The following is a 20,749-nucleotide window of genomic DNA, read 5'->3' on the forward strand; positions in this document are numbered from 1 at the left end:
GCTTAGTACACAATCGGAATCGAGATTCTCAAAGTATTGTTATTCTCACTCGATTCTCGAATGTCTCGGTCTGGATCGAGAGTGATTGTCACTGGAGCGGTGTAATTTCCTCGATAGTCATAACGATAATCGTCGTATCTGTAATCGTCTGAATAATTCGTATCTAGATTATCAAATCCGATCGTAATGATGATTCTCTCCCCAGGTCGCAGCGACGGCTGAAGATCTGATTCGAACGAGCTGTCAGCATTGGTAGGCAAGTCCGCATTGAACGCCCATCTTCCTGTTGCAGTCCCGCCATCATTTCTTACTTCGAATTGCACTCCAACTCTCTGGTTTGAATAAAGCTGTCCTGTTGGTCGAAATGCTCCGGTGTATGGATCGACAGTACCGATGCCGATGACTCGGATAGCGAGATCGGGCAAACCATTTCCGTAATAATTATTTGCAGGAGGATAATAGACATCATTATTTCCGTAGTAAGCGTCTCCAGTCACGCTGAAATAAACAGTGCCCGCGTTATTATCCTTTCGTGATTCAGAGACAAGACCGCCTTCATCTACGCTTATCGTTACGGGCTGTCGTCCAGAACGAATATTGTCAAAACCGACGGTAATCTGCATTTTCTCTCCGGGTGCGAGTGAGCGCTCTGTTGGTGAAGAATAAGTATCTTTTCCAGCTACAACTGGCATAAGCATACTGAATGCCCATGCTCCGCTTGCTCGTCCGCCGGCATTTTGCACTTCAAATCTTACTGCTGCACGCTCACTCGCGTCTATCGAAGGGCGAGTGACGAATACGTTTGTGTTTCGATCGATAACTCCAGTCGCGAGAATATATAAAACCAAATCAGCCCGCGTGTTTTGATTGTAGGCAGCGACGGGTGTTGGAGTCGGCGTATAGTCGGTGGTTCCAGAATTATCCGGATAAGAAACAACAGGAGCGGGGGTTGGTGTTGGAGTGCTTACAATAATGACGGGGGTTGGTGTTGGTGTAGAAACTGCGGGAATAGGAGTCGCTTTCGGTTTGAAAATTTTAGAGACAGACACAGAAATAGAAGCAAGGCCAGAGAAAATAGAAGGGGCTAATCTGATCACTGCCCAGCTACCTACGATGATAAGGATAATAATCAGCCCAATTACTAGGGCTTTTTTGACAAATTCTCCCGTCCCACTCTTTTTTGGGGGCTCTTCGTGGAAATTTACCTCTACATCCGGCTTATGTTCGTCGTCTTCCATATTTCACTATTATATGATAGTATCTATTCAATGTCAACAGTCCGACAGCATGTTCTCGTTTTTGTGTCTGATTGTGTGCTATATTTAAAAAATGTCATATCAAGAGAATAACATCGTCACAGGGAGTTCATTTAAGAACAAGCTTTTGTTTCTTGGAATATTTTTCGCTGTTTTTTTCGTATCGTTCGGCATTCTCTACGCCCTGGGGTTCATTCCTCTTGAGCTTGCACCGACGAATGAAGAGCCGTCTCTGCCAAGCCCCACTGAAAGCGTTTCAGTTTCCGGGATGTCGCCAGCACCGACGGCCTCAATGGCTACGGGTGAAGAGCCGATCCGCATTAAAATCCCAAATATTGGAGTTGATTCTCCAATACGAAATCCTTCGACTACCGATATTGACGCGCTCGATAACGAGCTTTTGAAAGGCGTTGTGCATTATCCAGGTTCGGGATATCTGGGGCAGGGGAATATGTTTCTCTTTGGCCATGGATCAAATCTTCCTGTTATCCATAATCAAGCCTTTAAAGTATTCACCCAGATCAAGACTTTAAAACAAGGCGATGTAATTCATGTCCTCTCGCAGACCAAAGATTATTCGTACACTGTTTCTAAAGTAACTCTTGTGGATGCAAGCAAGGTGCTTGTGGAGTTTTCTACACAAAGAAAGATGCTTACGCTCTCGACTTGCGATACTTTTGGCACAAAACAACAGCGCTATGTCGTCGAAGCCGATTTTTCTGGGAGCACTGATCTCTAAAGTTCTTTTCTCGCCACGGGAGGCCGTATTCGAGGAGAGAGCTAAATACTTGACAATAGTATCTATATACTATATAATACAAGAGTAAGGTAATTAATTGAGCTTAAAAACGGCTTGAATTATGGCTTTTTTAGGCAATTTAACATTCATGAAAAACATTTTTTCAGTAAAAGATACTATGTCGAAAATTTTCGCAACAGCACTTATTTTTGTTGTGGTTTTTTCCGTGTTCGCTCCTTTCGTTGCGAAAGCGGATGATTATTATGATGGAGATTGGGGAACCACCTATGATGCTGACTGGGGTACTACTTACGATGCTGATTGGGGCACAACCTATGACGCTGACTGGGGTACCACCTATGACGCGGATTGGGGCACAACCTATGATGGTGACTATGGCACTACTTACGATGCTGATTGGGGCACCTCATACGATAATAATAATTATGATTCTGGTTGTGATGATTGTAATAACACCTATTACGATAATAATTATGACAATGGATGTTCAGACTGTAATTCTGGCTATTATGATAATTACGATTACGGCTGTTCTTCTAACTGTTACAGTCACAACACTGGTTGTTCATACAATTGTTATCCACCGCCACCTCCTCCACCACGTCCGACTCCGCATCCTACTCCGCATCCAACACCAACTCCTGTTCAGAATCTTTCCGTTTATTGTGTAGCGAGTGATACAAATATCCGTGTAGGAGATTCCGTAACATGGAGAGCGAATGTTTCTGGCGGTAATGGCAATTACTCATACACTTGGAGCGGAGACGCTTCCGGTTCAGGCTCTAATGTTTCGAGAACATACAATAGTTCTGGAACTAAGCGTGCAACTGTTGAAGTACGATCTGGAAATCAGGTAGAAACTGCTTCTTGTACAACTTTCGTACAGGAGGAACAAAATGACCTAGACGCATATTGTGAAGCAACTCCGAATAATGCTGACCGAAATGAAACGGTTACTTGGAGGGTATTTCCTTCTGGAGGATCAGGTTCTTACTCCTACGATTGGAGCGGAGCTGTCACAGGAGATGGAAGGACTGAACAAGAATCATATTCAAGTTCTGGTACGAAACGAGCTACGGTAGAAGTGCGATCTGGAAATCAGACGATCACCCGAAGCTGTACCACGACTATAGAAAGAAATAATAACCGTGATCTCAACTTTACTTGTGAAGCCGATAGAAATAGCGCGCGAGTAGGCGAGACTGTCCGATGGACGGCTGACGTCGAAGGGGGCGATGGAGACTATGATTATTCATGGAGAACATCTGATAATGTCGGTAGTAAGGATAACGAAACACTTCGTACTCGATACGATTCGACAGGAACGAAAAGAGTTTCTTTGACTGTAAGATCTAATGGAGACAGCGAAACTGAAGATTGTGGATCGGTATTTATTACAGGCACACTTGGAACATCTGTAACGGTGACCAGTATACCTACTGCTCCGCTTTCATCTGCAGTTTATCTCTCCCAGGTTCCTTACACCGGTCTTGAGCTTTCTTGGAAGCTTGTCGGATTCGTTGGAGCTCTTATTCTCTGGAGTGCATGGATCGCATACTTCATCTTCCGAAAGAAAGTGCTTCGCGATATTGCTAAAAATAGCGCACTCGTAAGCTCTCTCGAAGAGGAAGCTCGAAAAGAGAATGTGGTTGTATCTCAAGATGCGATCGCTTCCATTATGAAGAAAGCAAAAGCTGAAAAGGCGATTGCAAGCGAAGTTCTTAAGCGAGTTATTGCGAAAGCAAAAGCCGTTTCAGGAAACGATTCTTGGATTGCTCTCTCGAAAGAAAAACTTAATAATCTCTAATTAAAAAAACCGCGCGACCCTTAAAGGTCGCGCGGTTTTTTGCGTGTTTTATTTTTTGCTTTTTATTTCCTCTGTGAGTTTTGTAACAATCTCCTCCGTACTCATCTGCCCGAGATTTCCTTTTTCGCGATGTTCGAGTGTTGCTTTCTTCGCTTCAATATCTTTATCTCCGACAATTATAAAATAAGAAACTCGCTCTTCTTTCGCAGAACGGACCTTTTTGCCAAGCCCAACATCTTCGAGTGAGATTTCCGCTCGGATACCAGCTTCACGCAATTTTTTGTAAATCTCTTTTGCGTATTCATTATGCGAAACTCTTACAGGAAGCACTCGCACCTGTACAGGGGAGAGCCAGAGAGGGAAATTGCCTCCGTAATGTTCAATAAGAAATCCGATAAAGCGTTCGTGAGTTCCAAGAGGCGCTCGGTGGATGCAAAGCGGTGTTTCCTCTTTTCCTTCTTTGTTTGTATACACTAGTCCAAATTTTTTGGGAACCGAGAAATCAACCTGATTTGTTGCCAAGGTAAATTCGCGTCCGATAGCGCTCCAAACTTCAACATCAATCTTTGGTCCGTAAAATGCGGCTTCGTTCGGTACTTCGACATACGGAATTTTTGATTCAATAAGAACATCACGCACCATCTTTTCGGTTTTTTTCCAAAGCTCTGGTTCATTCACGTATTTTTCTCCAAGTTTTGCTGGATCGTGAGTCGAGAAGCGCATAACATATTTATCAATGCCGAAGATTTTGAAATATTTGAGATACATATCGTTCACTGCTCTGAATTCGTCGGCGAATTGCTCTTCCGTACAATAAATGTGCGCGTCGTTCATTGAAAGAGAGCGAACACGCATAATGCCAAAGAGTTCTCCTGATTTTTCGTGGCGATAGACAGTGCCGTATTCTGCAAGACGAAGAGGAAGATCGCGATAACTTTTCGGTTCCGCGGCAAAGATCTTATGGTGATGGGGACAGTTCATTGCCTTCAGATAGTATTTTCCGCCTTCATATTCGAGCGGAGGGTACATACTTTCCTCATAGTAGGGGAGATGACCGCTTTTTAGATACATAGATTCTTTTGCGATATGAGGAGTTCTGACCCGTTCGTAACCGGCTTCAAACTCAGTTTCTTTCGCTAATTTTTCAATTTCTTCTATCATTGCTCCTCCGTGTGGAAGCCATAGGGGCAATCCCGCGCCCACGTCTTCATCGAATGCAAAAATGCCAAGCTCTTTCCCGAGCTTTCGGTGGTCTCGTTTCTTTGCTTCCTCCTCTTGCTTTTCATACGCCTCGAGTTCTTCTTTTGTATCGAATGCTAGTCCATAAATACGGGTGAGCATTTTATTTTTCTCATCTCCTCGCCAGTATGCTCCCGCAACTCGCACGAGTGTGAATCCCAATGGGTCAATTTCTTTTGCAGGATTCTCAACATGTCCTCCTCGGCAGAGATCGGTGAATTCTCCCGCAGTGTAGAGGGTTATTTTCTCACCTTTACCAGCAATTTCTTCGATGAGTTCGAGTTTGTAGGGATTTCCTTTGAAATGTTTCTTTGCCTCTGCTTCCGTAACTTCTTTGTGGGTAAATTCTTTCCAACTTGGAAGCATTTTCTCCATTACCTTTTCGATTTTAGGAAGGTCGTTGTCGCTTATAGTCTCCGGCAATTCGATATCGTAATAAAAACCGTTTTCAATCGCAGGGCCGATCGCCAATTTTGCTTTCGGATACATTTCCAAAACAGTCGCGCCGAGAAGGTGAGAGAGTGAGTGTCGTTTATGTTCGAGTTTTTCTTCGGATTTCATGCCCGTAATCATAGCATTTCTGGTGTTTTTTCAAAATATTAAAAAAATGGCGCGACGTGAATCGGCCACTTTCGAAAACTTGCACCCTTCGAAATCCTTAGGGCAATGAACTTATGGCGATGATATCGCAGTGGTCTTTGCGCGGAGTCGCTCGGATTCCAGTGTGCTGGCTAAGCACCACGTAAAGTCCTTCTTCTCCAAGTTCCACGCTTATTCCTCGCGGTCCGACGACTATGCAATGATGAGCAAGTTCCAGGAGCACCTGGTCTACAAAGGCCCTGCACATCGCCTGTACACTGGCATCGTTACTCGCGAACTCTTCGCATGTAAACAAGAGCGGCTTTTTGTTCTCCAACCTTCCGTAGATCGCTCGCGCTACGGCGTCGGGACGAGAAAGATTCTCTGAAGCCATGATACGTTCCTCCGGTTTCTGGTTGAGTTTCGGTGACTAATAAAATACTAGCATGTGGCTTTTTTGTTTTCTAGTCTGTGATAGAGTAGCAATGTGAAAAAGAAAGATACATCATGGGGGAATGTTGCGGGATGGTATGACGAACTTCTCTCGAAGGATTCCGACAGCTACCAATCTAAGGTTATTCTGCCGAACCTCCTTCGGCTTATGGAGATCAAAAAGGGCGAGTGGATATTTGATATTGCTTGCGGACAGGGATTTTTTTCGCGGGAATTTGTAAAAGCGGGAGCGAATGTTGTCGGTTCGGATATCGCTCCAGAGCTTATTGCAATCGCTAAAAAAGACGCGCCCAAAGAAGCCATTTTTCATGTTGCTCCTTCGGATGATATTTCGTTTGAAGAGAATGAATCTTTCGATAAGGTAGTCTGTATCCTGGCGCTTCAAAATATCGAGAAACTTTCCGAAACACTAGCAGAAGCATCTCGGATACTGCGTAAGACAGGGAAGCTCTATCTGGTTCTCAACCATCCAGCATTTCGCATCCCGCAAAAATCCGGCTGGGAGTTCGACGAGAAAAAGAAGATACAATTTCGCCGAGTGGACGAATATCTTTCAGAATCCCGCACCGAAATCGATATGCATCCGGGTCAAAAAGAAAGTGAGCACACGGTCTCATTCCACCGCTCGCTCCAAGTCTATTTCAAAATGTTTCGTAAAAATAATTTGGCCGTAACCCGTCTCGAAGAATGGATTTCCCACAAGGCGAGCCAAAAAGGCCCGCGAGCGGTAGCGGAAGACAAAGCCCGCAAAGAAATTCCATTGTTTCTTTTTCTTGAGATAGTTAAAATTTGACTATTTTCTCCCAAAAAGATATTTTGGCATAAGAGGTAACACTTGGATTGAGGAGGTGGCGATGGAACTACAGATTGGTGAATGCTACATTTGTCCTGGGTGCTCTCAACCTTGGCTGTGCACTTCGGTGAATGTAGAGAAATGCCGTCTTGCTGGTCTTGCCCCCTCTGAAACTCCTAGGGGACAAAAACGTTGCACATGTCTTCTTTGTATTGAAAAAGCCAAGAAGAGCAGCTCAAAGCATTTGGCGAAAAATATAGAGAGACGTCTTCAACATTTAAACGGCTCAGCTTATCCTCCTTCTTTTAGGAGCAAGGTATCTTTAGCCGATGTTGTTGTGAGACGCCTTAAAAAGGATTAACTACACTAAGAAAATTTGTGTAGTTTTTTATAATTTTTTTCATTGCTTCCGCGAGAAGAATTTTCCTAAAGAATAGCCTTCAATTCCTTCAGATCTTTTATTGTAAAAGTGGGAAGGCCGGTTTCTTCATTCGGCAATTCATTCTCGAATTTTCCTTTTTGGAGCCAGATCGTTGTTGCTCCGAATTTATTTCCCCATTGTATTCCTCGGAACATTCTGTCGTCGATAATCACTGTCTTTTCCGGCTTCATTTTGAATTGCTGTACCGTTTTTTCATATAAAGCATCTTTATTTTCGTCCGTAAAAGCAACATATTCAAAATATTTTTCCAAGTCCTTTTCTTTTACGATAGCTTTTCGTCTTTCGATATCTCCGTCTTTTTTAGCAAGAGAAACAATAGCCAGATGATATTTACTTTTCAAATATTCAAGGATTTCAATAGCGTCGGGAAATAGATCAGCATTTTCTGCATCATAGAGAGTGCGTCCCCAGTCAAAAATAATCCATGATTTTTCTTCGGTCATAATTTCTTCACTGCTTCAGAGAGAAGCGAAAATTCTCCATTTCGCATTGAAACCTTGCCTTTAATCGCTATGCAGGCTTCGGGAAGAAGGAATGCTTTAAATTCTGCAAGGGTACGTGCGAAGACGACCACTTCCATCGTTCCGCTCATATCAGAGAGCTTGATAAATGCCATTTGATCGCCTTTTTTGGTCTGTATCGGTTTCACTTCTTCTACAATGCCGGAGACAACGGTCATCATGCCTTCTTTCATTGTTTCTTTTATTTTCTGAATGGAAATTTTTCCTGCAAGCTTTTCTTTGAAATTATCGAGCGGATGGCCAGACACATAGAGGCCGAGAAGCTCTTTTTCCCACGCGAGCTTGTCTTTTTGTTCCGCAGGAGGCATTGATTTCAACGTGAGATTTTCGTGCTCGCCCGCGATTCCACCGAAAAGGGAATCCTGATTTTTGATCTTATTTTTCTCTTTGTTATAAGTAAGGATATCTTCAAGATTTCCGAGCATTGTTCCTCTTTCGCCAAGTTCGTCCATCGCTCCGCATTTGATGAGCGCTTCGAGTGATTTTTTATTTAAATTTTTATCCTTTATACGATCGAGGAAATCGACGAGGGATTTGAATTGTCCGTTCGTTTTTCTTTCTTCGATGATTACTTTCGCGATGCCTTCTCCAAAGTTCTTAATCGTGTTGAGCCCGAACCGAATCTTATCTTTTCCAATCGTGCCATTTTGGCGAACTTCTGCGTCGGAAGCTCCGCCCGCTCCACGCGCAGTAGTATTAACTACAGCTTGGTCGCGGTGCTCACTCCCTTCTTGAATTTCATCCAAAATAACACGATTGGTTTCCTCTTCTTTCTTAACAACAGTAAAATCCTGGAAACTTTCGTTGATAGAAGGTGGAAGCACGGGAATTCCCATGCGCTTGCATTCCGCGATGAACTCGGCGATTTTCTCCACATCTCCGGCGTCGGCTGTGAGCACTGCCGCCATGTAGATAGCAGGGAAATTCGCTTTCATATATGCGGTCTGGTATGCGACACGTCCATAGCTCGCAGCGTGGGCTTTGTTGAATCCGTATGCAGCGAAAGGCTCGATAAGTTTCCAAAGCTCTTCCGCTTTTTCTTTACTCATGCCATTTTTGACAAAAGCAGATTGAAGTTTCTCTTTCTGCGCCTCCATTTCAGCTGGAATTTTCTTTCCCATGGCTTTTCGAAGCTTGTCCGCTTCAAGCCATGAATAACCTCCGATTTTTACGGCAATGAGAAGCACGTCGTCCTGGTAGGTGATCACTCCGTAACTTTGGTCGAGGATATCTTTCATTCGCGGATCAAGATAGCGGATGAGAAGGGGATTATGCTTGCGCTCGATATACCGAGGGATTGATTCAAGCGGTCCTGGGCGATACAGCGCCACCATTGCGTTTATATCAAGAATTGTCGAGGGGCGAAGGTCTTTCAAAAATTTCGTAAGGCCTGAACCATTCAATTGGAAAAGCCCGATCGTTTCTCCGCGTGCTAACATTTCAAATGTTTTCTTGTCATTGAGCGGAACATGCTCAATATCGATTTTCTGGCCGAGAATTTTCTCTACGAGATCAACCGAACTCGCAAGAATAGAAAGATTTTTGATTCCGAGAAAGTCGAATTTCAGAAGTCCGACGCCATCTTCTCCGACGCTGTACATATCGTATTGAGTGATGATTTTCCCTTCGCCTTTGGGATCAAACTGAAGCGGGGTGTAATCGGTAAGGGGAGTTGGAGCGATAACCACACCTGCGGCATGGACTCCAACGTGCCGAGCACAACCCTCGATTTTTTTTGCCATATCGATGATGGTTTTTGCATCGGCCTCTTTGTCGTATGTTTCTTTGAGTTCCGGAACGTCTTCGAGTGCCCTGTCTATCGTCATAGGAAATCCTTGTGCGCCCATCGGAATAAGTTTTGCCAGCCGATCACCTTCGGAATATGCAAAGCCAAGCGCTCGGGCAACGTCGCGGACAGAGCCTCGAGCCATCATCGTTCCGAATGTTCCGATCTGGGCGACATGTTCCTCTCCGTATTTTTTGCGGGCGTAAGCAATCACTTCGTCTCGGCGGTTATCGGCGTAATCCATATCGATATCGGGAGCGGAAGGGCGTTCGGGGTTTAAAAATCGTTCGAACGGAATTTTATATTCAAGCGGATTTACATTCGTAATTCCTGCGAGGTAGGTGACAAGCGAGCCCGCGACCGAACCTCGAATGGTGGTCAAAATTTTATTTTCATGGGCAAAACGCAAAAGGTCTCCCACGACGAGGAAATATTTTGAGTATCCTTTGTTTTTGATGACCTCAAGCTCGTATTCGTATCGTTTTTTCACTTCTTCCGTTGCCTCCATTTTTCGCGTCTTGAGGCCTTCAATTACAAGATGCCGTAATTCTTCATCCGGTGTCCGTCCGCTCTCAATTTTCATATCTGGAAAATACCAAGTACCAAGCGTCAATTCCAAATTGCATTTTTCGGCAACTTTAATCGTATTTTCGACAGCTTCAGGAAAATCTTTGAAAAATTCTTCCGCCAGTGATTCTTTGATAAAAGAAAGGTCGGGTTCGTCGTCTCCAAACGCATTTCGTTCTCCTACTTCGCCATTATTTTGTATCGAGAGAAGCGTATTTCGTGCTTTTCTGTCATTCAGTGAAAGATAATAGACATCGTTCGTAGCGACAACGGGGATTTTTTCTGCTTTTCCAAATTCAACAATTTCTTTCACGAGTGCTTCATGCCCTTCAATTTCCGGATGATGGGTAATTTCAAGATAGAGATCACGGTCGAAAATTTCCTGATACCAGTGAGCAATTTCTTTCGCTTTCTCCGTATCGTGGATTTTTAACGCTCCCGAAAGTTCTCCATTAAAAGCGGGCATAATGCAGACGAGACCATTATGATTTTGCTTAAGAAGCTCTCTATCAATGCGAGGCCGGTAATAAAAGCCCTCAATGTTTGCGCGAGTGACAAGCTGTATCAAATTTTTATATCCCGTTTCGCTTTTTGCCAAAAGGACGAGCCGAGTGCGTCTGTTGTCCACTCCAGCTTGCTTGTCTTGTCGGGTACGAAGCGCGACGTATGCATCAACGCCAATGATGGGTTTTATCCCAGCTTTTTTGCAGGCTTGATAGAATTCGATGGCACCGTAGAGATTTCCATTATCGGTAAGAGCAAGAGCGTTCATCCCGGCATCTTTTGCAGCTGAAACAAGCTCTGGGATTTTGGGCAGGGCCTGCAATAAGCTGTAATGTGAATGTGTATGTAAGTGGATAAATTTAGACATTTTGTATGGAGGCTTGCCCCGTAGCCATCTCTGATGTGCTACCGGGGTGGACGAATTTCGAGGGCATTGTGGATGTAGTATAACAAAAAATTGACCCACCAGAGGCGGGTCAAATACAGTCGAAGAGGTTCTCTTGAACCACGTTATTCGTGACGTTCTCGTATTTCGTCACAGAAAAGTTCCAACAGGAATCGCTCCATGGAGATTTCTGTTGGGCGGGCACTTGTAAGCAACTCTTCCAGTGACATCCCCAAGACCTCCGCGGACTTGATGATGAATCTCCAACTGGCGATTTCCAAGTTTTCTTCGCCTTTCTCGATTTCCTCGAGGAGATCCGCGTCTATCCTATCCACCTTCACTCGGCGAACGAATTCTTCCCGAGGTATGCCGCACTCTTCTCTTTTCCTCCCGATTGCTGCTCCAATCGCAAATCTCGGATTGATGCACCTCTTTGCGCTCATGGTATCCTCCCCGTGGTTTGTTGTGCTTTTTCCTCGCATAAAGATAGCATCCGGTACTCGTTCGTCAATTGTGGGCAAGAAAAAACGACCAGCCAGTAAAGGCGGGTCGTGAACGAACTATATTCGAAATCTGGGGAACTTATCGGTGGGGAGGGGAAGGCTACAAGAGACTTCTCCTCCGATCATATCCTTTCCGAGTTCCTGCGCAATTTCTTTCAAGGATTGATTGGTCGCATCATCTTGATCAAGAAAGAGAAGATATGCCCAGAGGCCTCGGCAGATTTTTTCTTCTGCATGTCTTTCGAAAATGAAGATGATGTCGTCCTCTTCCGATCTCTCTTTTAGGCAAAACCAGAACCTCTTTCCTTCGAGCTTGCCTATTACTACCCAAGCGCGGGCACGGCGCCCCTTTTCAGTCTTAAATGCTCCGGCCAATTCCCCTGTCTTATGATCCAGGTTGATTCTCGCATTCCATTTTCCTCCCAATCGATTGGGAGGGCTAACATCAAAAGTTCCGCTCAAAAACACCTGTCCTTTTGCGTCCTTTCGCAGATTGACCCACGGCGCCGTTCTCTCTTCCATGTGCGATTCCTCCCAATGGTTGTCTCGAATGATGTCAAATCTCTTTATAATTTATCACATATTCAAAACGCGAAAAAACGTGGTAAGATTTTTAAATGGTCGTCAAGTATAGTATTGGAATTGATGAGGTGGGACGGGGGCCTTTGGCGGGGCCGGTAACTTTGTGCGCAGTTATGGTGGAGAAGGGGGCAGCGAAAAATTTCTCGGAAATTTTTCGCGGGGTCCGGGATTCAAAACAGCTTACCGAAAAGGTGCGTGAAAAGTGGTCAAAAATCGCAAAATCAGAAAAAGAAAAAGGTGCCATCCAATTTTCGATTTCATCAGTTCAAAATTTTACGATAGACAAAATTGGACTCGCGCGCGCCGTACGGCGCGCGCTCAAAAACTGCTTGAAAAAACTCGAAGTAATTCCGAGCGAATGCGAAATTTTTTTAGACGGCTCGCTTTACGCTCCCAAAGAATTTAAAAATCAGAAAACAATTATCGGAGGCGATTCGAAAGTAAAAATCATTTCTCTTGCATCTGTTATCGCTAAAGTTCATCGCGATAGAAAAATGGCTCGACTTTCAAAAAAATATCCCGGTTACGGCTTTGAAATCCACAAAGGCTATGGCACCAAACTTCACTATAAAAGTCTTAAAAAATGGGGCGTTTCGGAGATTCATCGCAAGAGTTTTCTCCACTCCTTACCCACAGCATCCCCACAAGTTATCCACAGCTAACTGTGGAAAAGAGAGTAAAATAGATATCAGCAACATTGTGCAGTTAAATTGGAGTTTTTCCATTCACACTCTCGAAGGAGGGAACGGCCATGACAAGCTCGATTCTCAATCCACAAGTGGGTGATGTGGATCCAAAAGTAGGGAAATCAGATTGGGATTTCGGTGGAACATCGGAACGGCCTGCAGCTGTTGAGCTGCTTCAGATTCTTGGAAGGATGAGTAGCGTTGATCGCTCCGAATTCTTCTCAAAGAGGGCTGCAAAGCTGTTTCGTCATCGTTTCGATGTCCCGTCCGCTTGCAAATAGCTCCATTCAACTCCGTTCGCATTGTGCTCCCTCCTTTCTCACCGGGGGGACACTTTTTTTGAATTTTTCCGCTCTTGCGGATTTTTTGGTTTTACTCTGGTATAATTAAAAGGGTAAGTTCCTTGTGAACAGGGAACAGGTCTCGTGGGCGCGAATGCGCAGAAAGGAGGATAGTGTCATGGCTTTTGAGCAACAGCTAGTTGAGGCCACTCTTGCCGGTCTCAAAGGCGGGATGCTTCATTGGCAAACGCTGGGCTACTCCGAAGTCAGGGGTATAATCAAGAACTTGTCTCTCAGCGCAGGAGTAATTCAGGTGGATTTGTTGGAGGATCCTTTGACGGTTATACACGTCAAGGATAGGTTGGAGAGGCCGCTTTGCGGGGGTGAGCTCTCGCTTTGCAGAATTGTCACTAGTGAACCAACTTGCACAGGGGAGGAGAAAAATGGAGTGTTCAAGTTTGAGTGGCAGGATGAAGATCGGCGGTTTGTTGTCACACTCACTCCGCCGGAGAAGCCCAAGGACGAGAAGAAAGGTGAAAAGAAAGAGGGGGTTGCGACAGCGGCGAGCAAGCCCGCCTCCGAAAGTCCTTCTCAGCCATTTCGTTCTCCGCAGAGACCAAAGTCCCGCGCGTAAAGTGTCCTAAAAGCCCTCCCTCAACAAGATTGTTCGGGAGGGCTTCACGCATCTCTTAAGTGTTGTGTTTTTCTGTAAATTGAGTATACTGTTCGGAATATGGTAGTACGAATGCGACATACACGTGCTCATACAGGAAACAGGCGCTCACATCATGCGCTCGTTTCGATGCGTGTATCGAAGTGCCCAGATTGCGGCGCAATGCGTATGAATCACACCATGTGCACCAATTGCGGCAAATATAAAGGCCGGGTGGTTATCGATGTTTTGGCAAAAATTGCCAAGAAAGAAAAGAAAGCAAAAACTGCCGCTAAAAGATAGTTTTTCGAGGTAGTTTTTGAGTTTTGTTTCGTGTTTTGAGGGAGAAGTTCTTAGCTAATAAGCTATAAATGGCCAATAGGCACCTTTCCAGAAGTATAGTGATGCAGTCCATGTTTGAAATGGATTTCAGAGGACTTCCTGCCTCTGATGCATCTGCCGTGCTCGAAAGAAATGCCGAAGAGTTTGCCCCTGGGATGGGAGATTTTTCATTTATGAAATCTCTCACTCAGCATATTCTCGAAAAGAAAAAAGATATTGACGCGATTATTGAAAAAGCGGCGCCGGACTGGCCGATAGATAAAATTTCAATCGTAGATAGAAATATTCTCCGCATCGGACTTTACGAACTTCTTTTTTCAGATCGCGGAGAAGTGCCGGCAAAAGTTGCTATCAATGAATCGATCGAGCTTGCAAAAACATTCGGCGGAGAGACATCGGGCAAATTTGTAAACGGAGTCTTGGGCGCAGTTTATAAAGAACTTGGTGAGCCGGGTAAAGACGAAACGTCAAAGAAGAAAAAAGACGAGGTGCCGGATGACAAAGCGCCCATTGAAAAGCTTGGCGGAGCAGTCGTCTATATGAAAAAGGGGAACCAGATGTATCTCGCTTTTGTCCACGATATTTTCAAACACTGGACGCTTTCGAAAGGTAAACTTGAATCGGGTGAGGACGATGAAAAAGCAACTTGTCGAGAGATAAAAGAAGAAATGGGAGTCGATATTGATATCAAACAAAAACTTGGCGAGAATTCCTACATTACCTACAACAAAGAAAAGAAAAAGATTAGAAAATCAGTTGTTTATTTTCTCGCAGAATGCACTTCTCCGTTTGAAACTTTGAAATTGCAGAAACTTGGCGGGTTGGATGATGCAAAATGGTTTCCTCTTGAAAAAATCGGCGAGCTCACGCTCTACGATGATCTCGTTCCTATTATCACCAAAGCAGTGAATATCTTATTGAAGGCAAAATAATTCTATGGATTTAGGCGTTTTTGAAAAAAAAATTGGAGTAACATTTCAAAACAAAGAGCTTCTCAAACAAGCTTTTATTCATCGTTCCTATTTGAATGAAAATCGCTCTCTTAAAATGGCTCACAACGAACGACTGGAATTTTTGGGTGACGCAGTGCTTGAGCTTATCGTGACCGAATATCTTTATCACAAATATCCCGACAATCAAGAAGGCGATCTTACTTCCTATCGAGCATCTCTTGTGAACGCAGTGACGCTTTCTGGCGTTGCAGAGTCCCTAGGTTTCAACGATTATCTTCTTCTTTCGAAAGGCGAAGCGAGAGATACCGGCCGAGCGCGACAATCAATCTTGGCAGATACCATGGAATCTGTGATCGGAGCAATTTATATTGACCAAGGATACGAAGTAGCAAAACAATTTATCTCAGAAAATATTTTCGGTCTCATTGATTCGATTGTCGCGCAAGGTGCCTGGATCGATGCAAAAAGCCGTTTTCAGGAATTGGCACAAGAAAAAACAGGAGTCACGCCTGCGTATAAAACCATCCGAGAATCAGGACCAGATCACGATAAACATTTTCTCATCGGTGTCTATCTCAATGAAGCATGCCTCGCTGAAGGAGAGGGGAAGTCAAAGCAAGAAGCTGAGCAAAAAGCGGCTGAAGGAGCACTCAAGACCAGCGGATGGTAAGGTAGAGTTGAAGTAACCTTCAACTCGACACTTATCCAGCGACCTTCTTCAGAAGGGAGTCGGATAAAATAAAAATGACCGAGTCGCGCGCGAGCACGAAACGGTCAATGTGAATCCTCAAAGCGGTTGAAAATATGCCGCGTTGACGTAAGAGGAATTCTCGCCGGAGTCGCGGAAATCCTTCCCGTCTTTGTTTGCGATGAGGAAACATTGCTCTCTTCCTTTTCCAGTCGCAAATAAGACTTTGTACGGAGGCGGTCCAATCTCGGCGAGAATCGCCGACTGCACAGGCTCGACTGTCCTCTCCATTATTCTTGAGATGGAAGCGAGCTCCGGGCTCCAATCCACCAACCTGACGACAACTTCTCCGGGCGATTCCTCTTCCGGCGGTACAATTCGAAGAAGAGGTTGCTCGTGTTTCTGACTTTGAGCTTTTTGAGTTAAGCCGATGCCGACGGCTTTCCTCTGACCTTTTCCGCGAACGCGCTTTTCTTTAGCCACTCCTTTTTTAGAGGAGCAGCTCCGATCCGTGACTGTACTCATTGTTCCCCCCCCCCTTGTAACCCAAGAACTCCAATTTCCCGTCTATCATTAGATACTTTTTTCTGTTTTTGTCAATCTACTCTCGGTATAACTTGTTTTGAAACACAGTAAAAAAATGCTACATTTATAGCCATGTATTTAAAATCGCTTGAGATTTCTGGCTTTAAATCTTTCGGGAAGAAAAGCACGCTGGATTTCAATTCACCGATTGCCTCTATTGTGGGTCCCAACGGCTCTGGAAAATCAAACATCGCCGAAGCGTTTCGGTTTGTTTTGGGCGAGCAGTCTATCAAATCAATGCGAGGCAAGCGCGGGGAAGACCTCATTTTTAACGGCACAAAAGAAGCCGGGCGACAGAATCGCGCTAGCGTAAAAGTGGTTTTTGATAATCGGAAACGTGTTTTGGATATTGATTTTGACGATGTTTCGATCGAGCGCGTAGTTCATCGAGATGGGGTGAATGAATACCTCATCAATGGTTCAGCTGTGCGCCTCAGAGATATTATTGAGATTTTAGCGAAAGCGCATATCGGCTCATCTGGCCACCACATCATTTCCCAAGGCGAAGCGGACAGGATTTTGAACGCAAATTTAAAGGAACGTCGCGAGATGGTTGAGGATGCGCTTGGACTTAAAATTTATCAATACAAACGAGCAGAAAGCGAGCGGAAACTCGAAAAGACAGAAGAAAATATTAAATCAGTTGAGTCGCTTCGCCGAGAAATCACTCCGCATCTCACTTTTTTGAAAAAGCAGGTTGAGAAGGTTGAGAAAGCGCTGGTGATGAAAGATGAGCTCACGAATCTGTATCTCGAATATTTCAAACGAGAAGATGCATATTTGAAACATGAAAAAAAGACTTTGGGAGATGCAAAGCGTGGCCCGACTGAAGCTCTCGCAAAACTCGAACGCGAGCTTGGATCTGCAAAGGCTGTACTTTCTGAATCTGGTACTAAAGACAAGAAAAGCAATGAGTTGGTATCTCTTGAAGGAAAGATCCGGATTGTCCGGGAAAATCTGGATGTTCTTTCCCGTTCGCTCGGACGACTTGAAGGAAATATTTCTGCGGAAGAAAGGCGTAGAGAGAAAGCTAAACACGCGCTTGGAAATGCTGATGAGAAATTGGTGCATCTCAAAGATGTCGAAGATTTGAGTAAAAAAATTGATGAAACTTTGCGTGAGGCAGAGGGAAGTGAAGATCTGTCAAAGGTGCGAGGAATTTTGAAAAGTATCCGAGATATTTTCGCTCGATTTATTTCAGACAAAAAACAAGGAGGTGCGCCGAAAGAAATTGAAGATGCCGAGGCTGAATTAACACGGCTGAATTCTGAAAAGAAGGGCATCGAAGTAGAGATCGAAAAAGACAAAAAGGAAGAAGCGGGGTATCACAAAGCTTACGAAACGCTCAAAAATGACATTGAAAAGGAAAAAGATTCGAGCCGGGATGCCGAGAAAGCGATTTTCAAGATCATGGCCGAGCAGAATCAGATTCATGGGGAACTCAGCGTACTTAAGGTGCGGGAAGAACTGTATCATCATGATGAAGAAGATTTTAAGCGTGAACTTGGGGAAGCGGGGCATCTTGTGGGGCGGGCAATTGTTGAGTACGAAAATTTCAAAATAGAGGGAGAGGTGCTTGAGACTGAAAGATCTGGACAACAAGAACGTCGAAAGAGAATTGAAAAAATTAAAGTACGTCTGGAAGACGCAGGAGGAGGCGGAGCAGATGATATTATGAAAGAATTTCGTGAAGTATCCGAGCGCGAAGCTTTTTTGACCCGTGAGCTCGAAGATCTTAAAAAGTCCTCTGCATCGCTTGAAATTCTCATTAAAGAGCTTGAACAGCGTCTTGATATTGAATTCAAAGAGGGAGTCTTAAAAATTAACAAGCAATTCCAGGAATTTTTCGCGCTTATGTTTGGAGGTGGAACGGCAGCGCTTGAGGTGGTTCGAGAAGTGAAGAGAAAGAAAGCTTTGACGGATTTAGATTTGGAAGGAATGGATGAAGTGCCAGAAGAAATGGGCGATCCTGAAGAGGAAGGAAAAGAAGGAATTGATATTTCCGTAACCCTTCCGCACAAGAAAGTGAAAGGATTGACGATGCTTTCCGGAGGCGAGCGAGCGCTTACTTCCATCGCCCTTATTTTTGCGGTCTCTCAAGTGAATCCTCCGCCATTCATTATTCTTGACGAAACAGACGCCGCGCTCGATGAAGCAAATTCAAAAAAATACGGAGATATGATCGAAAATCTTTCGAAATATTCCCAGCTTATTCTCATCACTCACAATCGAGAGACAATGTCTCGTGCCGGAATTCTTTATGGGATCACAATGGGTTCTGACGGTATCTCAAAGCTTCTCTCTATTGCTTTTGAAGAAGCAGCAGCTGTCGCTAAATAATACTCGCTTTTAGGCCCAAAATCGGCTAGAATCTACGCCTAAATGTTTTCACCTGCTATACAAAGGCTTGTAGACGATCTTAAGCACCAGTCGGGGAAAACTGGCTCTTTCGGTGGTTCTAGCGATGCTTTTATTAAGGTCAATAAATTAACGGGAAAAGCCGGCGCTTTTTATGAAAAAGTGCGCTATTTTGTTGATTATAAAGAAGAACATACGATTCGCCGTTCTGCAATCGAAAGAATCATCAAGCGAAAAGTGATGATCGAGATCGATAATAACGTCGGTCTTTCTCTTCTCGAAGAGTTGGTTGGCGGGGGATATTTGCCGAACGATCGCGTGGGCGCGGATGTTGCAAAAGACATTCAGCGAATCTTGAATAGATTTCTTATCGTCAAAAAACATATTGGCCCAAAACTGCTTCGGAATTTGAAATTAAAAAGCCGTCTCATTAATCTCGCAGCAACCGAAATAGATCTCTTCTTGTTTCCGCGTCCCAACGACAATCTTCTTGTCGAGGCTTTTTATTCGACTGTCAAAGGCTCAATAAAATATTCAGGCGAGCTTTCCAATATGCAATTCGGCAGACAACTTTATATTGCGTGCCGTCGCCTGCTTCTTCAAGATGATGATCCGACTGTCTTTTATGCGCTTTGGCTGAAATCTGTCCCGGAATGGCCGGTTATTTCCAGTGAAGCGGATTTGCAAAAACTGAACATCGATTTTTTCGTGCTCATCAAAAATATTATCCTTGAAATCGAAGATCCTATCCGTTTTCAGATCCAAGCGAAGCTTCGAAATCACGGGCTCTATTTTTCGGTGCTCAAAGAAATTATCGATAAATACGGCGCTGAAAGCGAGCAGGTTTTGTCCGATAAGCACCATCTTGACGGCGATATTTCTGAAGTTCTCGATAAAAAATACAAAAAAGAAAATAACCGCATCAAAAAAAGCGGGAAGCGCGCTATCGTATATGTTTTTTGCACTAAAATCATTCTGGCATTTCTCCTTGAGTTGCCGTATGAACTTTTCTACATCCACTCTGTCAATTATGTTGCATTCGTAACTAATATTCTTTTTCACCCGTTTCTCCTCTTTCTGATGACTAGAAATATAAAACCTCTCGGTGAGAAAAATACGAAAAAAATTACCGAGGGAATTCACAAGGTCCTCTATTCGAGCGATGTGAAGAAAATGTACGTAAAACCCTCAACATCCGGCATTCTTCTCGATACGACATTTTTCTTGCTTTACGGACTTCTTTTCCTTGTAAGTTTCGGCTGTATTTTGTGGGTCCTCCTGTCTCTCGGATTCAATGTTGTCGGTATTTTACTTTTCTTAACCTTCCTTACATTTGTCAGTTATTTCGGCCTGCGTATCCGCTACAATGCAGAAAGATGGAGGATTCGGGACGAAGACGAAAAAACCCTGACTCTTCTTTGGAATGTTTTTACTTTTCCGATCGTGCGAATGGGCAGATGGCTTTCTGTGAAATTTGCTTCAGTAAATGTCTTCGTCTTTGTGATGGATTTTCTTATTGAAGTGCCGTTCAAGCTTGTGCTCGCTACGTCAGACGGGTTTCTCTCATTCTTGAAAGAAAAACGCGACGAGACGTATTAAAAATCCCACCGGGCAAGGGTGGGTTGTTCAGATTCTGCCCTGAAGGCGCAGCGTCTCGAATTCTTGTTGTGTTATTTTACCTAATGTAAATAAGAGGTAATACACGCTTGACTGATTTGGTTCTGTGCAAAAATTTTCGATGAGAATATCCACGATCTCCTGTCGCGTACTTATGATACTTCCGTGTTCTCTTTCGGACGCATGAAGACCAGAGAGGGCGAGTGAGACCATCTCGTCGAGAAGTGGCAAGGTCCGAGACATTTTCGTTCTTCGGCACTCTTTCGTAATAACCGTGATTTCTTTCCGTAGATCCTCTGCTCGGATCTGATCTCGCAGTGAAGCTGCAAGATTTTTTCCCACAAAAGATTCCAAGTGCCGAAGAAGGCGTGGAATCTTGGCAAGTTTGCTCTTGTCCATGTTCCTTCCTC

Annotated in this window: 19 protein-coding genes; 11 read left to right on the forward strand and 8 right to left on the reverse strand. The window is 44.2% G+C overall.

Going from position 1 to position 20,749, the window contains the following annotated elements; genetic code table 11:
• Nucleotides 1-2: 2 nt before the first annotated feature.
• Nucleotides 3-1,238: a CARDB domain-containing protein gene (locus tag PHS53_00500; protein MDD5356616.1), complete on the reverse strand. Its 1,236-nt coding sequence runs from the start codon at nt 1,236-1,238 to the stop codon at nt 3-5.
• Between the two features lie 91 nt (nt 1,239-1,329).
• On the opposite strand from PHS53_00500, the gene PHS53_00505 reads away from it, so the two are divergent.
• Nucleotides 1,330-1,995: a sortase gene (locus PHS53_00505; protein ID MDD5356617.1), complete on the forward strand. Its 666-nt coding sequence runs from the start codon at nt 1,330-1,332 to the stop codon at nt 1,993-1,995.
• Between the two features lie 178 nt (nt 1,996-2,173).
• Entirely contained in the window at nt 2,174-3,823 is a 1,650-nt protein-coding gene (locus PHS53_00510) for a hypothetical protein (GenBank protein ID MDD5356618.1), read from the forward strand.
• Nucleotides 3,824-3,871: 48 nt separating this feature from the next.
• On the opposite strand, the gene thrS is transcribed toward PHS53_00510, so the two are convergent.
• The gene (thrS, locus tag PHS53_00515) at nt 3,872-5,623 is read right to left on the reverse strand and encodes a threonine--tRNA ligase (protein ID MDD5356619.1); all 1,752 of its coding nucleotides are present in this window, start codon (nt 5,621-5,623) and stop codon (nt 3,872-3,874) included.
• A gap of 505 nt (nt 5,624-6,128) precedes the next feature.
• On the opposite strand from thrS, the gene PHS53_00520 reads away from it, so the two are divergent.
• Nucleotides 6,129-6,887: a class I SAM-dependent methyltransferase gene (locus PHS53_00520; protein MDD5356620.1), complete on the forward strand. Its 759-nt coding sequence runs from the start codon at nt 6,129-6,131 to the stop codon at nt 6,885-6,887.
• Nucleotides 6,888-7,313: 426 nt separating this feature from the next.
• On the opposite strand, the gene PHS53_00525 is transcribed toward PHS53_00520, so the two are convergent.
• The 4 genes from PHS53_00525 to PHS53_00540 form a co-directional block, all read right to left on the reverse strand.
• Nucleotides 7,314-7,772 (reverse strand): HAD family hydrolase, encoded by a 459-nt coding sequence (locus PHS53_00525; protein MDD5356621.1) that lies wholly within the window; start codon nt 7,770-7,772, stop codon nt 7,314-7,316.
• Complete coding sequence (dnaE, locus tag PHS53_00530; GenBank protein MDD5356622.1) at nt 7,769-11,074, reverse strand: DNA polymerase III subunit alpha; 3,306 nt, start codon at nt 11,072-11,074, stop codon at nt 7,769-7,771. Before dnaE ends, PHS53_00525 begins: the two co-directional genes overlap by 4 nt.
• A gap of 143 nt (nt 11,075-11,217) precedes the next feature.
• The gene (locus PHS53_00535; protein ID MDD5356623.1) at nt 11,218-11,574 is read right to left on the reverse strand and encodes a hypothetical protein; all 357 of its coding nucleotides are present in this window, start codon (nt 11,572-11,574) and stop codon (nt 11,218-11,220) included.
• Nucleotides 11,575-11,652: 78 nt separating this feature from the next.
• Nucleotides 11,653-12,117, reverse strand: coding sequence for a hypothetical protein (locus PHS53_00540; protein ID MDD5356624.1), 465 nt, complete (start codon nt 12,115-12,117; stop codon nt 11,653-11,655).
• A 95-nt stretch (nt 12,118-12,212) separates the two neighbouring features.
• Here PHS53_00540 and PHS53_00545 point away from each other — a divergent pair, with 95 nt between their 5' ends.
• The 6 genes from PHS53_00545 (at nt 12,213) to rnc (ending at nt 15,761) form a co-directional block, all read left to right on the forward strand.
• The gene (locus tag PHS53_00545; GenBank protein MDD5356625.1) at nt 12,213-12,839 is read left to right on the forward strand and encodes a ribonuclease HII; all 627 of its coding nucleotides are present in this window, start codon (nt 12,213-12,215) and stop codon (nt 12,837-12,839) included.
• Between the two features lie 89 nt (nt 12,840-12,928).
• Entirely contained in the window at nt 12,929-13,144 is a 216-nt protein-coding gene (locus tag PHS53_00550) for a hypothetical protein (protein MDD5356626.1), read from the forward strand.
• A gap of 178 nt (nt 13,145-13,322) precedes the next feature.
• Complete coding sequence (locus tag PHS53_00555) at nt 13,323-13,778, forward strand: hypothetical protein (protein MDD5356627.1); 456 nt, start codon at nt 13,323-13,325, stop codon at nt 13,776-13,778.
• A gap of 111 nt (nt 13,779-13,889) precedes the next feature.
• Nucleotides 13,890-14,099 (forward strand): 50S ribosomal protein L32, encoded by a 210-nt coding sequence (rpmF, locus tag PHS53_00560; GenBank protein MDD5356628.1) that lies wholly within the window; start codon nt 13,890-13,892, stop codon nt 14,097-14,099.
• A gap of 68 nt (nt 14,100-14,167) precedes the next feature.
• Entirely contained in the window at nt 14,168-15,070 is a 903-nt protein-coding gene (gene nusB, locus PHS53_00565; GenBank protein ID MDD5356629.1) for a transcription antitermination factor NusB, read from the forward strand.
• A 4-nt stretch (nt 15,071-15,074) separates the two neighbouring features.
• Nucleotides 15,075-15,761, forward strand: a complete 687-nt coding sequence (gene rnc / locus PHS53_00570; protein ID MDD5356630.1) for a ribonuclease III — start codon at nt 15,075-15,077, stop codon at nt 15,759-15,761.
• 117 nt (nt 15,762-15,878) lie between these two features.
• On the opposite strand, the gene PHS53_00575 is transcribed toward rnc, so the two are convergent.
• Nucleotides 15,879-16,262, reverse strand: coding sequence for a hypothetical protein (locus tag PHS53_00575; protein ID MDD5356631.1), 384 nt, complete (start codon nt 16,260-16,262; stop codon nt 15,879-15,881).
• 174 nt (nt 16,263-16,436) lie between these two features.
• Between PHS53_00575 and PHS53_00580 the strand changes: the two genes are divergently transcribed.
• On the forward strand, nt 16,437-18,704 hold the full coding sequence (locus tag PHS53_00580) for an AAA family ATPase (GenBank protein MDD5356632.1): 2,268 nt from the start codon (nt 16,437-16,439) through the stop codon (nt 18,702-18,704).
• 42 nt (nt 18,705-18,746) lie between these two features.
• Nucleotides 18,747-20,321 (forward strand): hypothetical protein, encoded by a 1,575-nt coding sequence (locus tag PHS53_00585; protein MDD5356633.1) that lies wholly within the window; start codon nt 18,747-18,749, stop codon nt 20,319-20,321.
• Between the two features lie 27 nt (nt 20,322-20,348).
• On the opposite strand, the gene PHS53_00590 is transcribed toward PHS53_00585, so the two are convergent.
• A complete protein-coding gene (locus tag PHS53_00590; GenBank protein ID MDD5356634.1) occupies nt 20,349-20,738 on the reverse strand; it encodes a hypothetical protein in 390 nt (129 codons plus the stop codon).
• Nucleotides 20,739-20,749: the final 11 nt, after the last annotated feature.

Source organism: Candidatus Paceibacterota bacterium (genome assembly GCA_028714635.1).
GTDB lineage: Bacteria > Patescibacteriota > Minisyncoccia > Phycocordibacterales > JAQTLZ01 > JAQTLZ01.